Genomic DNA, 20758 nt, shown 5'->3' with positions numbered 1-20758 from the left:
AGTCGTAGTAGAAGGCTGTGAAAATGTGAATAATTCTGTGAAAATAGAGATTTTATCGAAGGCCGCCCTTTGTCAGAAACCGGTGAATAATGATTTCTGCTGTTCACAATTTTCACAGATTTCAGGCAGGTCCTTTTTTTTCACAAGTTATCCACTGAATTATTCCATCATATGTACCCTTTTCTTCACAGGAATCAGCGCTTCTTGAGAAGATTCTCTATGGCCTCCACATCTTCCCTGGTCTGTCTGTCGTTTTCCAGATTTTTTTCGACCCGTTCGCAGGCATAGAGGACGGTGGAATGGTCTTTCCGGTGGAAAGCATCCCGCAGGGCGGGGAAGGAAATATCCAGCTCCTTCCGGCAGATGTACATGGCCATCTGCCTGGGGATGACAATCCGTTTCGGCCGTCCCTTGGCAAGCATGGTTTCTTTCTTTACATTATAATACCGGCAGACCGTATCGATGATGATATCTACCGTCAGTTCCCGGTCGCTGTCCGGGGAAATCTGGTCCTTCAGCGCTTCCCTGGCAAAAGGAAGGTCGATGGGCCGTTCTTTTAAATGGGAATAATTGTAAAGCCTGTTGAAGGAACCTTCCAGTTCACGGACGTTCGTATTGATATGGTTGGCTATATACTTGACCACATCCTCCGGAAGGATGATGTGGAATTTTTCTGCCATTTTGCGCAGGATGATGCAGCACATTTCATAGTCCGGCGGGGAAATAGGGGCTACCAGTCCGCTGGAGAAGCGGCTCCGGAGACGGTCTTCCAGCTTTTCAATATCTGACGGCGTGCGATCGCTGGTCATGATGATATTTTTCTTCTTGCTGAAAAGCTCGTTGAATGTGTTGAATATTTCCATCTTCGTGGAATCCCTGGAACCGAAGAACTGCACATCGTCGATGAGGAGGAAATCAGGATTCCTGTATTTTTCCCGGAACTTCGGCATGGACCGGTTCTGGATGGCGCTGATCAGCTCATTGGTGAAAGTCTCGCTCGTTACGTAGAGGACCTTCATATCCGGCCGTTTTTCCCGTACATAATTGTAAATGGCATGAAGCAGGTGGGTCTTTCCCAGCCCCGAAGGACCGTAGATGAAAAGAGGATTCAGCTTCTGGTCCGGGGAATTCGGGTTCGTCGCCGATTCCGCCACGCTCTTTGCCGCCTGGTAGGCCAGCTCGTTGCAGTTCGTGCTGACAAAAGTATCGAAAGTGAATTCTTTATTCACCCAGTTCGTCTGGGTATAGGAAGGCGTAGATTTTTCCGCCTTCGGCCGGGAATCGGAAGGAGAAGATTCTCCATTGTCCCTTATATTCATGATATCCGGAAGGTCCGCCTCATCGGCGCTTTTCGGCATAAGACTGTCCCAGTCCGGCGGTTCCAGGGGAGCCTCCCCGTTTTCCTCCTCCGGAAGGGGAATCGATTCCTCCTTCTCCGGAGGGAACGAAACGACCGGCGCCTCTTCTTTTTCCTCTATTTCCGTGAAAGGAGCGGGAGCGGGACCGGCAGGCTGCGCATTGATTTCCACAGTCACCGTCTTTCCCGTGATATCCCTGACGATACGCTCCAGCTTCTCCCGGTACATCGTATTGATCCACCGCGCCCGGTAGGGATTGGCCACCTGGAGAATCAGCCGGTCCTCAGATATGGAAAAAGGAAAGACATCATTAAAAAACATCTGGTAGAACTGGTGATCATTCTTATCAATGTACGCCAGCACCTTATCCCATAACTCAAATATATCCATAATAACCCTCAAAAAATTGTTGAAATAAAAGTGAATAACCTGTGAATACCTGTGAATTTCTCACGAAAATATTTCCCCAAAAATCCATGAAAAATTCGATAAATACGAAAACTGCGGCTTTTTGAATAAAGCTGTGGATAAGTTCATCTCTCTGTGAATAACTATATTCTATCATGGATTAGAGCCCTTGTGAATTCACAAGATAGGGGAAGGAAGAAGGATGAAAAATACCATCCTTTGTAGGAACGGAAAATCCAAAAAAGCATGAAAACAGTGGGAAATGGCACAGCGTCTTGAATTTCAGACACTCCGGAAGAAATGTCATTTCCCTGAAAATTTTTGTGGAAATGGCCATCTGATGGTATAGTACAAAAGGTCGATTTTATTTTTAAAATTTTTTTATGAAATAGTGATTAGTGATTGGAAGTTTAAAACGAAAGGCGGACTTTTTTTTAACCATCACTTTTGAATCGGGACTGTCGGGGTGATCGGGGCTGTCGGGAAGGTGGCGGCCTGATGGCCGCAAGTATGGATGGGAAATGTGCACAGGCGGGTTTGAAAATCTCATACAAGCCCAAAACCGCCTGTCCCCATGACCGGGCGGCCCGACCTTTTGGCGTATGTGTGACATCCCGGGGAGGACGCTGCGCTCTCTCCGCTTTCCGCGCGGGGCCGGGAATACACGATCACTCTCGTGCGGGGATGCAGGTACACGTAAGGCCGGGAATACAGGTACAGTCCGCAATTGTCGCGCCACCGCCTGTCTAAAACCCTTGCCGGCACAAGTGCGGGCAACAGCCCGTGCGCGAAGCGCACTACATAAGATTGGTTCGCAAAGCGAACCATATCCTTCCCGACCACCCCGATTGCCCCGACCGTCCCGATCACCCCGATTCAAAAGTCAATCGACCATATAGTTTCCTTTCGGCTATATGTCCGATATCTCGAAAGAGAATCTACCGGGGCATGTCGCAGTGAGGCTAATTCCGAATACCGAATCTGCCTCAAACCATCTTATCTGACAAATAAAATATCCATTTTCGACAGGCAGCGATAGTACGACCCCTCAGCCGCCTTCGGCGACAGCCCCCCAAACCTGGGGGGCCTTCGACGTTACGACCTGAACAGGTATTTTACACCCGCCTGTGCAAATCCCCCATATAAATTTGTCAGCGCATCAGCGCTGACACCTTCCCGCACCCCGAACCCCGCACCCCGAACCCCGAAATCTCGAAAGAGAATCTACCGGGGCATGTCGCAGTGAGGCTAATCCCGAATACCGCATCTGCCTCAAACCGCAAAACGGACAATTGACTCTAAATTAGATTTTACTTATCCTTCACGATATAAATTTTCTATAACTCCATTCACAACGGACCCTCTTTCCTGGTTTTATAATTAAAAACGAGAGGGAATGGTATTTCCAAAAGGAGCATAGTATGGAAGAAATCACTGATGGAAAGATAGATATAGACCGCTACCGGGTGAAGGAAGGAGACAAAGTCAATCTGAAGAAATATTCCACCGGATGCGATGTGAAGATTGACAAGGCAAAGGTCAAATCCCTGTATTTCCCGGAAACCATTGAGAAGATGAAGGACCTGCAGGAAAAGCTGTATGCCCAGAATACCTACGGACTCATCATCGTACTCCAGGCCATGGATGCCGCAGGAAAAGACGGTACGGTGAACCACGTATTTTCCAACCTGGACCCGGGAGGAGTGAAAGTCGTCTCTTTCAAGCAGCCTACCACGGAGGAAAAAGACCACGACTACATGTGGCGCATCAATAAAGCCCTGCCGGGCAGAGGGGATATCGGCATATTCAACCGCTCCCAGTATGAAGATGTCATTGTCACCAGAATCCACGATCTCATCGACAAAGGACAGCTTCCCAAAGACCTCATCGACAAAAATATCTGGGAAGAACGGTACGAGCAGATCAACAACTGGGAGAAATACCTCCACCAGAATGGATTCCGCATGATCAAGATTTTCCTCCATCTGTCAAAAGAGGAACAGCAGAAACGGCTCATGGACAGAATCGTCAACCAGCAGAAAAACTGGAAATTCTCCCTCTCCGATATCAACGAAAGGCAGTACTGGGACCAGTACCAGCAGCTCTATGAAGAAATGATCTCGAGAACCTCCAAAGACATTTCCCCCTGGTACATCGTTCCGGCGGACAACAAATGGTACACCCGCTACGTAGTGGCCAGGATTACATTGAAAGCCCTCAAAGACATCAACCCCCAGTTCCCGAAACTGGCGCCGGAAATCGCCGAACAGCTCGAACGGTTCAAGAAACTCATCTCTGCCGTAGACCTGAAATCCCTGGCGGAAATACAGGAGAGTATATCTGCCAAGAAATAAACGATTGTCCGTTTTTTGCCCTGAGTCAGAAGCGGTATTCGTGAATCAGCCTCACCACGGCGAGCCCCGATACAGGCAGTTTCGAGATTTCGTGGTTCGTGAAGATGGCGGCCTTTCGGCCGCGAGTATATATGGGGAATGTGTACAGGCTTTTTTGAGTCTTTTATCAGATCAGATGGTTTGTGTCATTTTCGGTATTCGGGATTAGCCTCACTGTGACGTGCCCCGTTAGATTCTATTTCGAAAATTCGGGGTGCGGGATGCGGGAAGGTATCGGCGCTGATGCGCCGATGAGTATATATGGGGAATGTGTACAGGCGGATTTGAAAATCCCGTTCAAGTCGAAACGTTTAAGGCTCCCCAGGCTTGGGGAGCTGGCCGCGAAGCGGACTGAGGGGTCGTACTATCGTTACAAGTCGGAAATGAGACTAACTGATGGAACAATCTCAGGCCATCCTGTGCGCGAAGCGCACTATAATAGATTGGTCGGCGGAGACGACCATATCCTTCACTTACCACTTATCACTTTTCACTATTTCCAATCCAGTTGCAAGGTTTCTTTAAAAGGGATACACTGAAGATATATTTCCTATAATAATATTTCATATTTTAAAAAAGGGGAGAGAATTATGGAAGAGAAGGTAGAAGTTGAAGTCGGTAAACCATGTGCGGAAAAGCCGAAGAAGCCGCTGGGAAATACGAAGATTGATATCGATCGCTATCGGGCGAAAGAAGGGGAAAAAATCAATCTGAAGAAATTCCCCACCGCCTGCGACGTAGATGTGGACAAAGAAGCAGTCAAGACAGTGGCTTTCCCGAAAGCCCTTTCCGAACTGTCCATCCTTCAGGCCAAACTGTACGCACAGAGCACCTATGGACTGGTCATCGTACTCCAGGCCATGGACGCTGCCGGAAAAGACGGAACCATCAAGCACGTATTCTCTCACCTGGACCCGAACGGAGTCCATGTGGTCTCCTTCAAACAGCCAAGCAGTGAAGAAAAAGACCACGACTACATGTGGCGTATCAACCGCGCCCTGCCGAGATGCGGCGATATCGGTATCTTCAACCGCTCCCACTATGAAGATGTCATTGTCACCCGTGTCCATGACCTTGTGAAAGAAGGCAAACTTCCAAAGGAACTGATCGACAAAAATATCTGGGACACCCGCTACCGCCAGATCCGGGACTGGGAAAGATACCTGGGCGAAAACGGATTCCCCGTAGTCAAGATTTTCCTCCACGTATCCAAAGACGAACAGCGGGACCGCCTGGCCGAACGAATCCTCAACAAGAAGAAAAACTGGAAATTCTCCATGGCCGATATCAACGAACGCCGCTACTGGGACCGTTATCAGGAACTCTACAGCGAAATGATCACTGCCACCTCCACCGAAGACGCCCCCTGGTACATCGTTCCGGCGGACAACAAATGGTACACCCGCTACGTAGTCTCCCAGATCATCATCAAAACCATCAAAAAGATTGCCCCCAAATTCCCTGAAATGTCCAAAGAAATCAAAGACCAGCTCGATGAATTCAGAAAACTCATCGAAAGCGGAAACGTGGGCATGATCAAGGAAATGCAGGACCTCATGAGCGGGGAAAACAAGGAAGAGAAATAGTCGTTAGTTTTTAGAAATAAAGCCTTCCGGTCTAATTTGAGCCGGGAGGCTTTTTTTGAGTCAATTTTCAGCTATATGGATAGAGCCAGATGCGGTATTCGTGGGTCAGCCTCACCACGGCGAGCCCCGGTATGGTCAGTATCGAGATTTCGTGATTCGTGGTTCGTGAAGGTGTGCCGCTCCCGCGGCACAAGATTATATTGGGGCTGTGCACAGGCGAGTATAAAAGCCCGTACAAGTCGAATTTCACCTGCCCCACTGGTCAGGGGGGCGGCGAGCGCAGCGAGCAGGGGGGTGTATTATCGCACAAGGCACAAATGAGACTGACTGGTGAAAAGTACCCGAAAAATGGGGAAATCGGCAAGCAGGCAGGCTCCCCCTCGGAGTCGGGTAAGTTCATCTGCCGGTACCCGTCGAAATGGATTCTTACCAGAAAAATTAACGAAAATCTAATAAAATAAATTTCCTTTTCTGTACTATATAGACAGAGAAACGAAGAAAGATGTGCACACTCGATCGAACCGGGCGGAAGGGCAAAGCGGGCCGGATTCCAATCTCCCTCATACCGGTATGAAAACAAAATCAAGAAAATCCCCCGATGAAAGACAAAAATCAAGCGTCAGTAACCTCACGACATGACAAACTTGTCGGCCACCTCCGTTCATACGGCAGCTCCGTCCCTGCGTGTCCAGGCCAAAGTCCCTGCAGCCGATTGATCTATACTGGCCAAAGATTACCCCCGTCTATCCAGTCGGGGGATTTTTGTTTATTGGAGACATTTGTTATCTTTGCGGATAGAGTCAGATGCGGTATTCGTGGGTTAGCCTCACCACGGCGAGCCCCGGTATTGTCAGTATCGAGATTTCGTGATTCGTGATTCGTGGTTCGTGAAGGTGTGCCGCTCCCGCGGCACGATTTTTTTATGGGGTTTTTGCACAGGCGAGTGTGAAATACCCGTTCAGGCCGTAACGGTCAAGCCCCCCGAAGTGCGGGGGGCTCCGCGAAGCGGTGGGGGGATGTCAAGCAGGTACAAGACGAAAATGTACTGGAATGGTACTCGAGCAGGGTTCGGTAGACAGCACATATGAGGCTGACTGCCATCATATCCCGGTAAAATAAGAAAATCGACAAGTAGGAAGGCCCCCCGAAGTGCTGTTCTCGAACACCATTTGAAGGAGAGAGGCGCAGCCAGGGGCGCGCAAATGGCAGTGAGAGTCATGCCGTAGCGGGGGGCTCCGCGAAGCGGGCAGAGGGTTGTACAATCGATTCGAAAATGTACGGCAGGCTGAATCAAAAACTGCGTCGCCCATGAATTTGCGCCGCATCATCCCGACATCCCCGGAATGAACCCCGAGACCCCCGACATCCCCGAAACAAAAGTATTTCATCATATAGTTTCTTCAATAAAAATCTTATGATACATCATGGTATAATAAAGACAGGAGTTCCATTTCATAAAGGAGGTCTTACCCATGATGAAAATTACAAACGAAGGACAGATGAGACTGTCATTTGAAGTACCGGGGCGGAAGGAAATTATCCACTCCGATGCGGTGAAAGAAGTGGGAGGCAAAGGCGAATACATGACCCCGGTCGAACTGCTTCTTTCCGCCGTCATTTCCTGCACCCTCACGAACATTATCTACGGAGCCGGAAAGAAAGGCATCTCCATGGACGGCGCCTGGGCCGAAGCGGATAAGGAAATAGCAGAAGCCGGCGGAGTCGGTGTCATCCGTGCCACCTTCCACCTGCCGAAAACCGTTCCTTTGGAAGAAAGAGAATTCCTCCAGACCGTACCGGTAGAACACTGCACCGTAGGCCGTACCATCCGCAAAGAAACGAAGAAAGAATTCACCTTCGTCTATGATGTGTGAGAATAAATAGTGTTAAGTGACAAGTGATCAGTGAAGGTGGGCGCCTTGAAATAGTCAAGGCGCCCATTTTTATATTGACCTTTGAATCGGGGGTATCGGGGGTCTCGGGATTATCGGGGCTATCGGGAAGGTGTCAGCGCTGATGCGGTAAAAGAATTGATGCCGGACGTATAGCCGAAAGGTAACTATATGATCGATTGACTTTTGAATCGGGGTGGTCGGGGTGATCGGGACGGTCGGGGCAATCGGGAAGGTGTCAGCGCTGATGCGGTAAAAGAATTGATGCCGGACGTATAGTCGAAAGGTAACTATATGATCGATTGACTTTTGAATCGGGGTGGTCGGGGTGATCGGGGCGGTCGGGGTAATCGGGAAGGTGTCAGCGCTGATGCGCTGACCAATTTATATGGGGGATTTTACACAGGCGGGTTTGAAATACTCGTTCAGGTCGAAATACACCTGCCCCCCGAGTCCGGGGAGCGGCGAGCGAAGCGGTGAGGGGGAACTGCACTACCCATTCAAGGCACGTATGAGGAAAAAGGAAAACTTGACAGCCGGTCACCACCCTTCCGGGTGCTGGAAGGGTGCCTGAGCGCAGTGAAGACGGGTAAGTTCATCTTTCAGACAAGCCGCTGATGACTGAAAAAACGGATGGAAAAGGAAATCATCTTTCTCATCCCAAATTTCGACATGAATCATAAGATACTCTATCCGTCAGCTGCTTCGAAAGGATGACTCCCAAAGGAGAACGCTGCGCTCCCTCGCTTTCCGCGCACGGCCGGGAATACAGGTACAGGCCGCTCATGTAGAGCCACCGCCTGCGCAGGACCAGTTTCAGCTCATTTGCGGGCCATAGCCCGTGCGCGAAGCGCACTACAAAAAATTGGTTGGCGCCAGCCAACCATATCCTTCCCTTACCCCTTTTCCCCGCTTTTTCGAACATGAGTCATTAAAAACTTCTATATTTCTCAAAGTCCGGTACCTACTTATGTTCTCTATTTCCACCCTCTTTATTATGTTATAATACATATATATTTCCAGAAAAAATTTTACGAGAATGAGGTATATAACTATGAAAAAAATCCTGATTATGATGGCTCTGGCCGCTTCCGTAACGGGCGTGGCTTTCGCTTCTCCCCAGACTTCTTTCAAGGAAGGACAGACGGAAATCAATGTGGGCATGTGGGATGCCGAGGCTAAATCCAATGGCTACAAATCCGACGGAAAGTGGAATTTCCTGGGCGGAGTGACTTATGGAATCAATGACCGCTGGGCTGCGCAGTACCAGTACACCGGTCTCCATTCGGATCATACCGATGGAAATATGAATGAAATCAATGCGCTCTATTCCTTCCATCCCCAGGTGGCAGGCTTTGTAGGCTGGAACCGCATTTATATGAAGAATTTCCCGAAGCGCGTCTTCGGTTCCGATGACCAGACGAATAATATCGCCCAGCTGGGCGTCATTGCCCGCCAGCCCATCAATGATGTGGTGGACGTATACGCCAAAGGCGCCGTAGGCACCGAGCAGACCTCCATGTGGGAAGCAGGGGTGAACCTGGCCCTGGACAAGAATGTGGACCTCAATGCAGGCTACCATTACCTGAATACAAAGGGCGATTCTGAAAATAACGTTTCCTACAAAGGCTTCATTGCCGGCGTTTCCTACCGTTTCGGAGGCAAAGACCACTCCGGTGAAGTTTTCGAAAGAGAAGAAAAAAACCTGGACTATGAAGCACAGGCAGAAGAACCGTCCACCGTTTCCATCATCAGAAATGATGAAGTCAGAGGAAATGCAGCACCCGTCGAAGTTCCGGCAGATACCCCGGTAGCCGCTCCGGAAAATGACTACTACATGAATTCCGTTCATTTCGACAGCGATTCCGCAGTTCTCACCGATTCCCAGAAACTGAACCTGAAAGACTTCATCGCAAAGGCAAAAGAAACAGGCCACACCTTCAAACTCGTAGGCCGCGCAGACCCCACCGGCTCTGCCGAATACAATAAAGACCTCGCTGCCCGCCGCATCGAAAGCGTCAAAGCCTACGCTGTATCCCAGGGCGTAGACGGATCCAAACTCATCCCCATGGTCAAAGGCGATGAAGGAGCTACCGGTCCGGAAAGCAGAAGAGTCGACGTATTTGAACATAAATAATAGTTGTTAGAAATAGAAATAAAGCCTTCCGGTTCATTGGAGCCGGGAGGCTTTTTCTATTGAGACATTTATCAGATTTTCGGATTGAGTCAGATTCGATTTTCGGATGGCGGATTGGGGATTTCGGATTTCGGGAAGGTGGCGGCCTGATGGCCGCCGATTATTTATGGGGAATTTGCGCAGGCGGGTTTGAAATACCCGTACAAGTCGAAATCCACCTGCCCCCCGAGTCCGGGGGGCGGCGAGCGGAGCGAGCAGGGGGTTGTACTGCCGCAGCCGGCACATACGGGACTGACTGATGAAAGGTACTCATGTCATTTGACTCTACCGAAAAGCAGAAAGGCTCCCCGCGTCCGGGGAGCTCCCGAAGGGTGAGGGGGCGTACGATGGTCAGCATGGAAAATGACTGGAAAGGATTCATGCGTTACGTAAAAAATTCCGAGACATTTGTCAGATAAGGTGGTTTGAGGCAGAAGCGGTATTCGGATTTTGGAATTGGGAATTGGGAATTGGGACTTGGGGAAGGTGTGCCGCTGATGCGGCATATTTTTATTGGGATTTTGCACAGGCAGGTGTGAAAAGCCCGTTCAAGTCGAAAATGGGATGAATTTCTTTCATTGAAAACCCGGCTCTTTTTGATTGATTTCCCTGGCCAGCTTCACTTGATTTCAGACACCTTCGAGTGCATCTTAAGGGTGGTCTTTTTTTATAATATTTCAAAATAAAAACGCGGAGACTTCCTGCAGAAAGTCTCCGCGTTTTTTATTTCATGCATCCCGGAAGGAGAGGGCATGCCTTGTCTTTTCGATGGCCCTTGCTGTCTTTTCACTGAGTTCATTTGTATCGGGGTCGATGAGGCGGGGGAAGAGAATAGTAATGAGATGGGCTGCCTGGATGGCCCTGGCAATCTGCATCTTTTCGGACTGGTCATATTTTTCCCAGTCGGGGCCTTTTTCTCCGACAATGGTTTTCAGATCATCGATACCGTCTACGAAATAATCGTGGAGGTCGCTTAGAAGCGATGCCGCTTCCCTGGCGGCGGAAGTGATTTCCTCCTGCTTTTCCACTAGAGCCCGGGCGGCTTTGCGATAGTCCTCCAGTTCTCTGATGAGCTCTGCGATATAAACTTTATCCAGTTCATGGAGTTTCTTTTCATCCACAGTGACTTTCGGAAGCGACAGCACGGCATCCATGATTGCATAGTCCGGGGTGATGGATTTGTAACCCATGGAACTGACAGTGCCCACATCTCCGATGGCATCTGCCACAGCCATCATATCTTCCACCTGGAACCCTTCCTGGATGAAACTTTTAATCCCCGGGAGCCCCTCGCAGTCCTTCAGGTTGAAATTCCGGATGGAAGCGAAAAATTTCGTGAAATCTTCCATATGACCGGAAACAGCGGATACCTTCGCCCGGTTCATTTCCACCAGTTCATAATGCATGCGGCCGCGCAGACGCTGGATCCGTCTCTGTACCCGTCGGAAAGCTTTGGAAAATTCCCATTTCGGGTCTTTGATGTAATCAGGGTCCCGGATTTTTCCATCTTCCATATCCTGCAGCACCTGAAGCAGGTAATTAATCGTCATGGCAGCTCCTCCTTTAATGAACGACAGCAGTAGAAACCGGTCTTTCCCCGGCCGGTATCTGAGTAATAAGTTTGAAATACAATTTCTAATTGTTTTCTTATATTTTAATTATACATCTTTGTTGCGTCTTTTGTCAGATTTTTTGATTGAGTCAGGTTCGATTTTCGTGATTCGTGATTCGTTGTTCGTTGTTCGTGAAGGTGTGCCGCTGATGCGGCACATTTTTTTATGGGGACTCTGCACAGGCTTTTTCATTGAGTCATTTGTCAGATTTTTGGATTGAGTCAGATTCGATATTCGGATTGGGGATTGCGGGAAGGTGTCAGCGCTGTTGCGCTGACAAATTTATATGGGGAATTTTACACAGGCGAGTTTGAAATACTCGTTCAGGTCGAAAAATCCCCTGCCCCCGAGTCCGGGGGGCGGCGAGCGAAGCGGTGAGGGGGTTGTACTACCGCACAAGGCACAAATAGAGCTGACTGACGAAACATACCCGGGAAAAATGAGGAAATCAGCAAGCAGGCAGGCTCCCCCTCGGGGGAGCTCCGCGAAGCGGTGAGGGGGGAAACTGCACGGTCCATTCAAGGTGTATATGAAAAAATCATAATCAAGCTGAAAAATCACCTGCCCCGAGTCCGGGGGGCGGCGAGAGAAGCGGGCAGGGGGTTGTACTACCGCACAAGGCACAAACAGGGCTGACTGACGAAACATACCCGGGAAAAATGAGGAAATCGGCAAGCAGGCAGGCTCCCCCTCGGGGGAGCTCCGCGAAGCGGTGAGGGGGGGAACTGCACGGTCCATTCAAGGTGTATATGAAAAAATCATAATCAAGCTGAAAAATCACCTGCCCCCGAGTCCGGGGGGAAGCGAGCGAAGCGGTGAGGGGGGAACTGCACTACCCATTCAAAGCACGTATGAGGAAAAAGGAAAGCTTGACAGCCGGTCACCACCCTTCCGAGTGCTGGAAGGGTGGCCGCGGAGCGGCCGGGTAGGTTCATCTTTCAGTCAAGCCGCTGATGACTAAAAAAACGGATGGCAAAGGAAATCATCTTTTTCATCCCAAATTTCGACATGCATCATAGCATACTCTATCCGTCAGCTGCTTCGAAAGGATGACTCCCAAAGGAGAACGCTGCGCTCCCTCGCTTTCCGCGCACGGCCGGGAATACACGTGCCCGCTCGTGCGGAGATGCACATTCACGTAAGGCCGGGAATACAGGTACAGGCCGCTCATGTAGAGCCACCGCCTGCGCAGGACCAGTTTCAGCTCATTTGCGGGCCATAGCCCGTGCGCGGAGCGCACTATAAAAAATTGGTTCGCGCAGCGAACCATATCCTTCCCTTTCCCCTTTATTTTCCGCCCCGATTCAAAAGTCCTTGAAACGTACAGTTTCTATTTCATAAATATGCCTGCCCGCTCTTACCCCGCATAGTTACCTATCCTAAATTTTTTCTTAAATCTCATGCCCTCTCTTTACACTTGTGGTATAATGCTCTTAATATATTTAATGTATATATAATAAAAAAGGGGAAGTTCATGAATCTGACTACGCTTCATGCAATCATTATCGCAGCTACGGTGGCGCTGGTCATCGGCATCGGTATTTATCATTCCCGGTCTGTGAAGTCTGCTGCCGGGTACTCCGTAGGCGGAAGGTCTGCGGGGGTGCCGCTGGTGGCAGGGGGCATCGCGGGGACGGTGGTCGGAGGCGGTGCGACAGTAGGCACGGCCCAGCTGGCTTACAGTTTCGGCCTCTCTGCCTGGTGGTTCACCCTGGGAAGCGGGATTGCTTTCATCATCATGGGCATTTTCTATGCGAAGAAGATGCGCGGGACAGGCCTCGAGACGATTCCCCAGTTCCTGGCCCTCCATTACGGGGAAAGGGCGGAGGAACTGGCGTCCATTATTTCCTCTATCGGCATCCTATTCTCGGCGGTCGCTTCCACCCTCCCGGGGATTGAAATCATTGCCAATCTCACCGGTCTTCCTCCGGAAATATCGGCGGTGGTGCTGATCCTTCTCGTCATCGGCTATACGTTCTTCGGAGGCATGAAAAGCGCAGGAATCGGCGGAATTCTCAAAATGGGCATCATCTGGTTCTCCCTCTTCATTGCCGGATTTGAGGCGATTTACCTCCTTCACGGCACACCGGAATGGGCAGCCATCCCGGCCAGCCATTTCAGCCTCTTCGGACGGGGCATCGAACCGTCTCTCGCGAACCTTTTCTCAGTCATCGTAGGCATCATCTGCACTCAGACCTACGTGCAGTGCATTTTCTCCGCATCCACCCCGGTCACTGCATCCTTCGGATGCTTTGCGGCAGCCCTCATCGTCATTCCCGTAGGCCTTCCCAATGTGGTCATCGGTATGTACATGCATGCCTTTGACCCGGAAGTCCTGCCCATCCTCGTGCTCCCGACCTACCTCATCAACCATACTTCCACCTTCATCGGAGGACTTGCTATGGGAGGTATCGTTCTCTCCCTGGTGAGCGGCATCGGGGGCCTCTCCCTGGGCATAGGTACCATGATCGCCAGAGATATCATTACCCCCCTCTTCTCCGTGAAAGACGACCATAAACTTCTGGTCCTCACGAAACTTTCTGTACTGGCCGTGATGATCCTCGCCTGCATTATTTCCATAGCCAACAGGGGAAGCGAAGTCCTCTTCTGGAACTACCTCTCCATGGCCCTCCGGGGAGGCGGGATATTCATCCCCTTCTCCATGGCCGTTTTCTGGCCCGGTCACCTCTCCAAGTACTGGACCGTCGCTTCCATGATTATTTCCACAGCCGCCGCTCTGGCCGCAGCTACCTTTATCAAACTGCCCCTTGACCCTCTCTTTGTGGGACTCATCGTTTCCGTCATCGTCCTCATCCCCGGAATCCGGAAGAAGAAAGTGGAAAATGCGAACGACTGGGGCGAAGAGGAAATCCTGAAATAATGAAAATCGTCATCTTTGATATGGACGGGACCATCCTCGATACCCTGTCCGACCTTACGATAGCCACCAACTATGCCCTTGGGAAATACGGAAAGCGCCACGACTTTTCCGAGCCCCTCGTAGGTCTCTGCTACGGAAGCGGAATCACCGCGGACATGGAAAAATGCCTCGCCCTCTCAAGCGGCTGCCCTGCGGAAGATCTGGAATTCATCGGAAATAAAATTCCCCTCTCCGCTTACGGCTTCACATCCTCCGACGTAAAAAAGCTGGAAGAAATATTTTCCCCCTACTACGCAAAGCACAACCACATCCGCACCGCTCCCTATGCGGGCATCCCCGAAGTCCTATCCGCCTTAAGAAATAAAGGCATCCGGACAGCCGTAGCCTCCAACAAAAACGACTCCGACGTCCAGGCCCTGGCAAAAGCCGTATTTCCAAATGGCTTCGACATAGTCATCGGAAACAGCCCCGCCATCCGCAGGAAACCGGCCCCGGATATGGTCCATTCCATTCTGGAAAAACTCTCCATTGCAAGAGAAGAAGCCCTCTACGTAGGAGACACAGAAACAGACCTCGAAACTGCAGCCAATGCAGGAGTCAAATGCCTCGCCGTCAGCTGGGGCTTCCGCACGGAAGACTTCCTCAAAGAACACGGAGCAGAAACCGTCATCCATACTCCGGAAGAAATACTGTCCTATATTTAATAAAGTGAGCCCTTCGGGACTCACTTTTTGCGTGAGGAAAACAAGGGGGAAAGGGGTAAGGGAAAAGGGAAGGTGGCCGCATCAATAATTTGAAGCGGCCAAATATTATATGGGCCTATGGCCCGCAAATGAGCTCGCCGGGGTTCTACCCAGGCGGTGGCTCTACAAATTCGACTTGAAATTGTATTCCCGGCCTTACGTGAACGAGCACCTCCGCCCGGGCGGGCACGAGCATTCCCGGCCGTGCGCGTAGAGCAGGGGAAGCGCAGCGTTCTCCCCGGGATATCAAAAATCCGGGCGGAAGAATGCCATCGAAATTGACGGAACCCATACAAATCGAAATGTTCAAGCCCTCCCAAGTTTGGGAGGGTGGCTGAGCGAAGCGAAGACGGGTGGGTTGTACTACCGCACAAGGCACATATGAGGCTGACTGATAAAACATACTTGGGATAAATGACACTATCGAAAAGCAGTAGTCCCCCCGAAGTTCTGCTCTCGAACGCGATTTGAAGGACTGAAGGGACGAGCAAATCGCAGTGAGAGTCATGCAGAGGCTGGGGGGCTCCGCGAAACGGTAGGGGGCTGTACTATGGTTCAAGTTGAAAATGAGACAAAAGGCAAGTACATTACGTTCCTCAAGAGCTCCGTGCAGCGGTGAGAGGGCAAGTGAAGGAAAAATCCTGCACTACCCATTCAAATCGCATATGAGAAAAATGGAAAGTATGCTGCAGGGCACCCAAGCTTGGAGGGATGCCCGAAGTGCAGGGAGGTTGTTCTACGCTCTAAGTCGCTGGTGACTGCAAAAACTGATGTAAAAACGAAGCATTTTTTATTTCCTTTTCGACATGAACCTGCAGGACATGCTGATGGGATAGAGGCAATTGCGATGACCGTGGATCGTGCAGGAGGAATCTTCATTATCTATTCAATGCTCATCAAATCTCCTGTTTTAATGCAGATAAGTTTATCAAAGCCATACTCAAGAAAAAGAATTTTTATGCAGTCCCACACAGCATAAATATGAAAAACCGGTCAGAAATCAGGTTTTTATACAGAAATATGTTATTTTCAACAGAGAGAAAAATATATATTTCCTTTACAGAATTGTAACATTTAAAACCGCTAAAACCAGTCGTGCCAAAAAATCGACGTGTCGTGACAAAACTCTCTTCTGCCCCTTTCCGATATTTTATACTGAAACTGTAAAAGCGGCACTGTCGCGCAAGTGTCGGGTTTTGGTCGAAAGAAGCGGTACCGGCGCGGGTACCATTGTAGAAGAGAAAGGAAGTCATCCTATGAACAAAGTGTACAGAGTACTCTGGAGCCGGGTGAAGCACTGCTACGTAGTCACGTCGGAAATAGCCAAAGTACATACGAAAGCCCCCTCCGGGAGCACGGTGAAGAAAGCCGTTCTTTCGTCCCTCCTGGCAGTATCCCTCCTCGCCACCGGCGGAGTATCCTATGCGGATCTGGATACAGCCACAGTAACTGATAAAGGCGGTACAGATCAGAAAGTTATCACTGGAACAGTAACAGATGTGACCAGTATCAATACCGCCATCGATCAGACTAAGACCAACAAGACGGATATTGCAACCAATGCCACAAATATTGCAACCAACAAGACGGATATTGCTACCAACAAAACAGATATAGCAAAAAATGCCACGGATATTGCGACTAATAAGACAGATATTGCATCCAACAAAGCAGCCATCGAAGATCTGAAAGATGCAGATACAGACCTGCAGGGCAAAATTACTGCTGAAGAAACAGCTCGTACCAATGCCGATACGACTCTCCAGACCAATATCGACAATGAAGCAACTGCCCGTGACACAGCAGATAAAGAGCTTCAGGGCAAAATAAATGCTGAGGAAACTGCCCGCACAACTGCCGATAGCACTCTCCAGACCAATATCGATAATGAAAAAGCAGCTCGTGAAGCAGCAGATACGGCTATGGACACCCGCATAACAAATGTCAGGGATTATGCGATTTGGAAAGCCGAAGAAGCAGATAAGAGCCTCCAGGCCAATATTGATGCCGAAGTAACTGCCCGTACTGATGCCGATGCCGCCCTTCAGACTGCTATCGATACTGAAAAGACCAATCGTGAATCAGAAGTTACCAGACTGGACGGACGTGTGGATCGTCTGAAAGAAATGCATTTCGAAGAAGTCACCAATCGCGAGAATGCAGACAAGACCCTTCAGGATAATATCGATGCGGAAGCAGCAACCCGTGAAGCAGCGGATACAGACCTGCAGGACAAAATAACTGCGGAAGAAACTGCACGTACCGAAGCCGATAAGACCCTCCAGGACAATATCGATGCGGAAGCGAAAGCCCGTCAGGAAGCGGATGCCAACCTCCAGGCCGGTGTTGATTCGGCAAATGCAGAAGCTGCCAAACACAGCACTGTGGCAGTTGGCGACAATCTGACCCTCAGTACCGGTACAAATGCAAACGGAGGCACGGAATATACCGTAGGCATGGCAGATGATATTTCCGTCACATCCGTTAATGCCGATACCGTCAAAGGTGGAAAACTGACCGATGGCAAAGGCGCATGGATTGAAAGCGGTGCAGTTCATGGCAATACCATTACCGATGGCAAAGGAGCAACCCTTTCCGGCGGCACTGTCACCGGCAAGACCCTCACCGATGGCACAGCTACTCTGACTGGCGGAAATCTTGATACCGCAGGAAATGTTTCTGCAGGAAATATTACTGCTTCGGAAACTGTAACCGGCAAGACCCTGACTGATGGCACAGCTTCTCTCTCCAGAGGAAATCTGACCGGTGTCAAAGATATCACCTCATCCGGTACTGTAACTGGCAAAGATATTCATTCTACCGGCACTCTCACTGTAGATGGAGCATCTACCCTGACTGGTGACGTAACGACCGGAGGCAATGTAGAAGTTGGCGAAGATCTCACTGTAAAAGGAGAATCGACCTTAGAAGATAAAGTAACCATGAAAGATGACCTTCAGGTCGATGGCGAAGCAGTCTTTGGCACCGGCAATCAGGTCAAGATCAACAAAGGCGATATCGATGCAGATAAAAGTATCACTGCTGGCGGAGATATCACCGCTGACGGACAAGTCAAAGGCTCGAAGATCACTGATGGCACGGCTACCATTGAAAATGGAAATATCAATGCTACCACTCTGACTACTTCCGGTGCAATCGAAGGCAGCAGTGTCAAAGCGAATGGAGAACTTTCCGGTGAAACCCTGAAAGTAACCAATGCAGCTGAAGTAGGCTCTCTGAAATCTAACGAAGCTATTTCTGCTACGGGCGATATCATCAGCACCAATGGAGATATCAAAGGTGGTAATGGCGTATTCTCCGGCGATGCAACCATTGATGGCAAGACTACTACCGGAAGCCTGGAAGTGACCGGCACCTCTACTTTCGATAGCACCTCTACTTTTAAGGAAAAGGCTACCTTTGAAAAAGATGTAGATGTAGGCGGAAATCTCTCTGTCGATGGCCAGTTGAATGTGGACCAACTCCGTATCGAAAAAGATGCCAACAACTATACCGATATTGATGGCGGCAAAGTCACCTCCAAGAATATGCTTTCCGATGATGATGGAAATGTTCATACCAGTGTTTCCAAATTTGATGAAAACGGAAGCAGCATTGCCGTAAACGACGGAACGACTACCACCAAATCCACCCAGACTGCTGATGGCTTCAGCGAATCCCTGAAGGGCAAAGGCTCCACCGATAAATGGGGCTATAGCGGAAGCGTCACCCAGGAAAGTGGCGAAGTCACTGCCAAAGAAGAAATTACCGGCGTAGACGGAAAGACAAAGAATACGGAAACCAAGACTTCCGGTTCCACCACTTCCGAAATTACTGACGGCACCACTTCCACTTCCGTTGTTCAGGATGTAAAAGATATCACCAGTACCGCAGCCGATGGCACAATCACCAATACTGCCAAAGACCTGGTCAACAATGCATCCAACGATATGACCAATACCATTGGCAATGACCTCACGACTACGGTTACCAATAATGAAACTCATTCCGTAGGTAAAAACCTCACCACCACAGTAGGCGGAAATGAAGTTCATGAAGTAGGCGGCACCTATGATGAAACCATCACTGGCACAGCTCACCGTACCTACATGGACAGCCTTATCGAAGCGGTAGAAAAGAACCAGACTACTACGGTTGGCGAGACCAGCACCCTCAATGCGAAGGATATCGTAAACATTGCTTCCAACAGTATCACCGACAAAGTAGGTGACAATGTAAGCACTGTCAAGACCACCACTTCCATTACGGATACTGTAAAAGATGGCTCCAACAGAACGGCAGTAACCCAGACGGCTTCCAAGGACAGCATTTATGTAACCGACGGTACCAGCAATTCCTACAATACCCAGACTGCGGGTCAGATGAACCAGTACATCAATGACGGCAATGGAAATATCAGCAATGCTACCCAGACTGGCTCCAAAGACAGCGTCTATGTCACCGATGGCACTAGCAAATCCTACAACACCCAGACCGCAGGTGAAATTAACGAATATATTACGGACGGTGCAGGAAATAGCAGCGGAGCAGTAAAGAAGGCAACGGAAATCAGCCAGAACGTCACTGACGGAACCAATACCTCCTCCATCAGAGAAACCTCGACAGATATTACTCTGATTGCTAAAGATCTGGTAAACAATGCTACGGAAAACATGACTAACACCGTTGGCAAAGACCTCACCACCACAGTAGGTGGAAATGAGACTCACAAAGTTACCGGCACCCTCACAGAAGAAATCGGCGGTGCAGCTACCCGGACCTACAAAGACAGCCTTACTGAAGCAGTAACCAAAGATCGTACCATGACCGTTGATGGAAATCAGACAGAAACCGTCAAAGGCGCAGTGACCGAAAACTATGGCAGCCAGGCAACGACTGTTAAAGGAGATCAGTCCAATATAGTTGGCGGCAATCAGACCAATACCGTTACCGGCACACTGGTTGAAACCATTACCGGCAAAGTCACCGAAGACTACAAGTCCGACCTCTCCACCAAGGTAGGCGGCAATGAAACCCATGAAGTCACTGGCAGCCAGAAGAATATCGTAGGCGGCAACCTCAATGAAACAGTCACCGGCAATGTAAGAGAAGATTACAAGAAAGATCAGACCACCACTGTAGGCGGAGATCAGAAGACTGTCGTTACTGGCAACCAGACAAATATTGTCAGAAAAAATCTGACTGAAGACGTAACCGGCGATGTCAGTGAAATGTACAGAGGAAACCAGACCACCAGCGTAACCGGCGACCAGAAGACGAAAGTTACTGGTAATCAGGAAAATACCGTAGAAGGCACTCTCACCGAAAATGTAAAAGGTGATGTAAGTGAAACTTACGGAGCAAACCAGACCACCAGCGTGGCAGGCGACCAGAAGACGAAAGTTACCGGCAATCAGGAAAATACCGTAGGCGGCGACCTGACCGAAAACGTAACCGGAGCAGTCAGCGAAACTTATGGCAGCCAGTCCACCAGCGTGAAGGGTGATCAGGAAAACAAAGTTGAAGGCAACCAGAGCAATACTGTAAAAGGCACCCTGACTGAAAATGTAACTGGCGACGTATCTGAAACTTACGGAGCAAACCAGACCACCAGCGTGGCAGGCGACCAGAAGACGAAAGTTACCGGCAGCCAGGAAAATACCGTAGGCGGCGACCTGACCGAAAACGTAACCGGAGCAGTCAGCGAA

General features: G+C 49.7%; 9 protein-coding genes. 7 read left to right on the top strand and 2 right to left on the bottom strand.

Annotation, left to right across the window (positions count from 1 at the left end; genetic code table 11):
• Positions 1-194: 194 nt before the first annotated feature.
• The gene (dnaA, locus tag QZN42_RS08645) at positions 195-1748 is read right to left on the bottom strand and encodes a chromosomal replication initiator protein DnaA (RefSeq protein ID WP_296956596.1); all 1554 of its coding nucleotides are present in this window, start codon (positions 1746-1748) and stop codon (positions 195-197) included.
• 1439 nt (positions 1749-3187) lie between these two features.
• On the opposite strand from dnaA, the gene QZN42_RS08640 reads away from it, so the two are divergent.
• The 4 genes from QZN42_RS08640 (at position 3188) to QZN42_RS08625 (ending at position 9774) form a co-directional block, all read left to right on the top strand.
• On the top strand, positions 3188-4120 hold the full coding sequence (locus QZN42_RS08640; RefSeq protein WP_296956593.1) for a polyphosphate kinase 2 family protein: 933 nt from the start codon (positions 3188-3190) through the stop codon (positions 4118-4120).
• Between the two features lie 629 nt (positions 4121-4749).
• Entirely contained in the window at positions 4750-5745 is a 996-nt protein-coding gene (locus QZN42_RS08635; RefSeq protein ID WP_296956590.1) for a PPK2 family polyphosphate kinase, read from the top strand.
• Positions 5746-7217: 1472 nt separating this feature from the next.
• Positions 7218-7619: an OsmC family protein gene (locus QZN42_RS08630; RefSeq protein WP_296956589.1), complete on the top strand. Its 402-nt coding sequence runs from the start codon at positions 7218-7220 to the stop codon at positions 7617-7619.
• Between the two features lie 1072 nt (positions 7620-8691).
• Positions 8692-9774: an OmpA family protein gene (locus QZN42_RS08625; RefSeq protein ID WP_296956587.1), complete on the top strand. Its 1083-nt coding sequence runs from the start codon at positions 8692-8694 to the stop codon at positions 9772-9774.
• A 767-nt stretch (positions 9775-10541) separates the two neighbouring features.
• Here the strand turns inward: QZN42_RS08625 and QZN42_RS08620 are convergent.
• On the bottom strand, positions 10542-11363 hold the full coding sequence (locus QZN42_RS08620) for a hypothetical protein (RefSeq protein ID WP_296956585.1): 822 nt from the start codon (positions 11361-11363) through the stop codon (positions 10542-10544).
• Positions 11364-12900: 1537 nt separating this feature from the next.
• Between QZN42_RS08620 and QZN42_RS08615 the strand changes: the two genes are divergently transcribed.
• The 3 genes from QZN42_RS08615 to QZN42_RS08605 form a co-directional block, all read left to right on the top strand.
• Positions 12901-14307 (top strand): sodium:solute symporter, encoded by a 1407-nt coding sequence (locus QZN42_RS08615; RefSeq protein ID WP_296956583.1) that lies wholly within the window; start codon positions 12901-12903, stop codon positions 14305-14307.
• Positions 14307-15011 carry an HAD family hydrolase gene (locus QZN42_RS08610; RefSeq protein ID WP_296956581.1) on the top strand — a complete coding sequence of 235 codons (705 nt, stop codon included), beginning with the start codon at positions 14307-14309 and terminating at the stop codon, positions 15009-15011. Before QZN42_RS08615 ends, QZN42_RS08610 begins: the two co-directional genes overlap by 1 nt.
• A gap of 1295 nt (positions 15012-16306) precedes the next feature.
• Positions 16307-20758: bacteriophage T4 gp5 trimerisation domain-containing protein (locus QZN42_RS08605; RefSeq protein WP_296956579.1), on the top strand; the 4452-nt coding region annotated here is incomplete at its 3' end.

The organism is uncultured Dialister sp., from assembly GCA_900314595.1.
Lineage (GTDB): Bacteria > Bacillota > Negativicutes > Veillonellales > Dialisteraceae > Dialister.
Note: the sequence above shows the minus strand (reverse complement) of the source record. Positions and strands in the feature narration are given on the sequence as shown.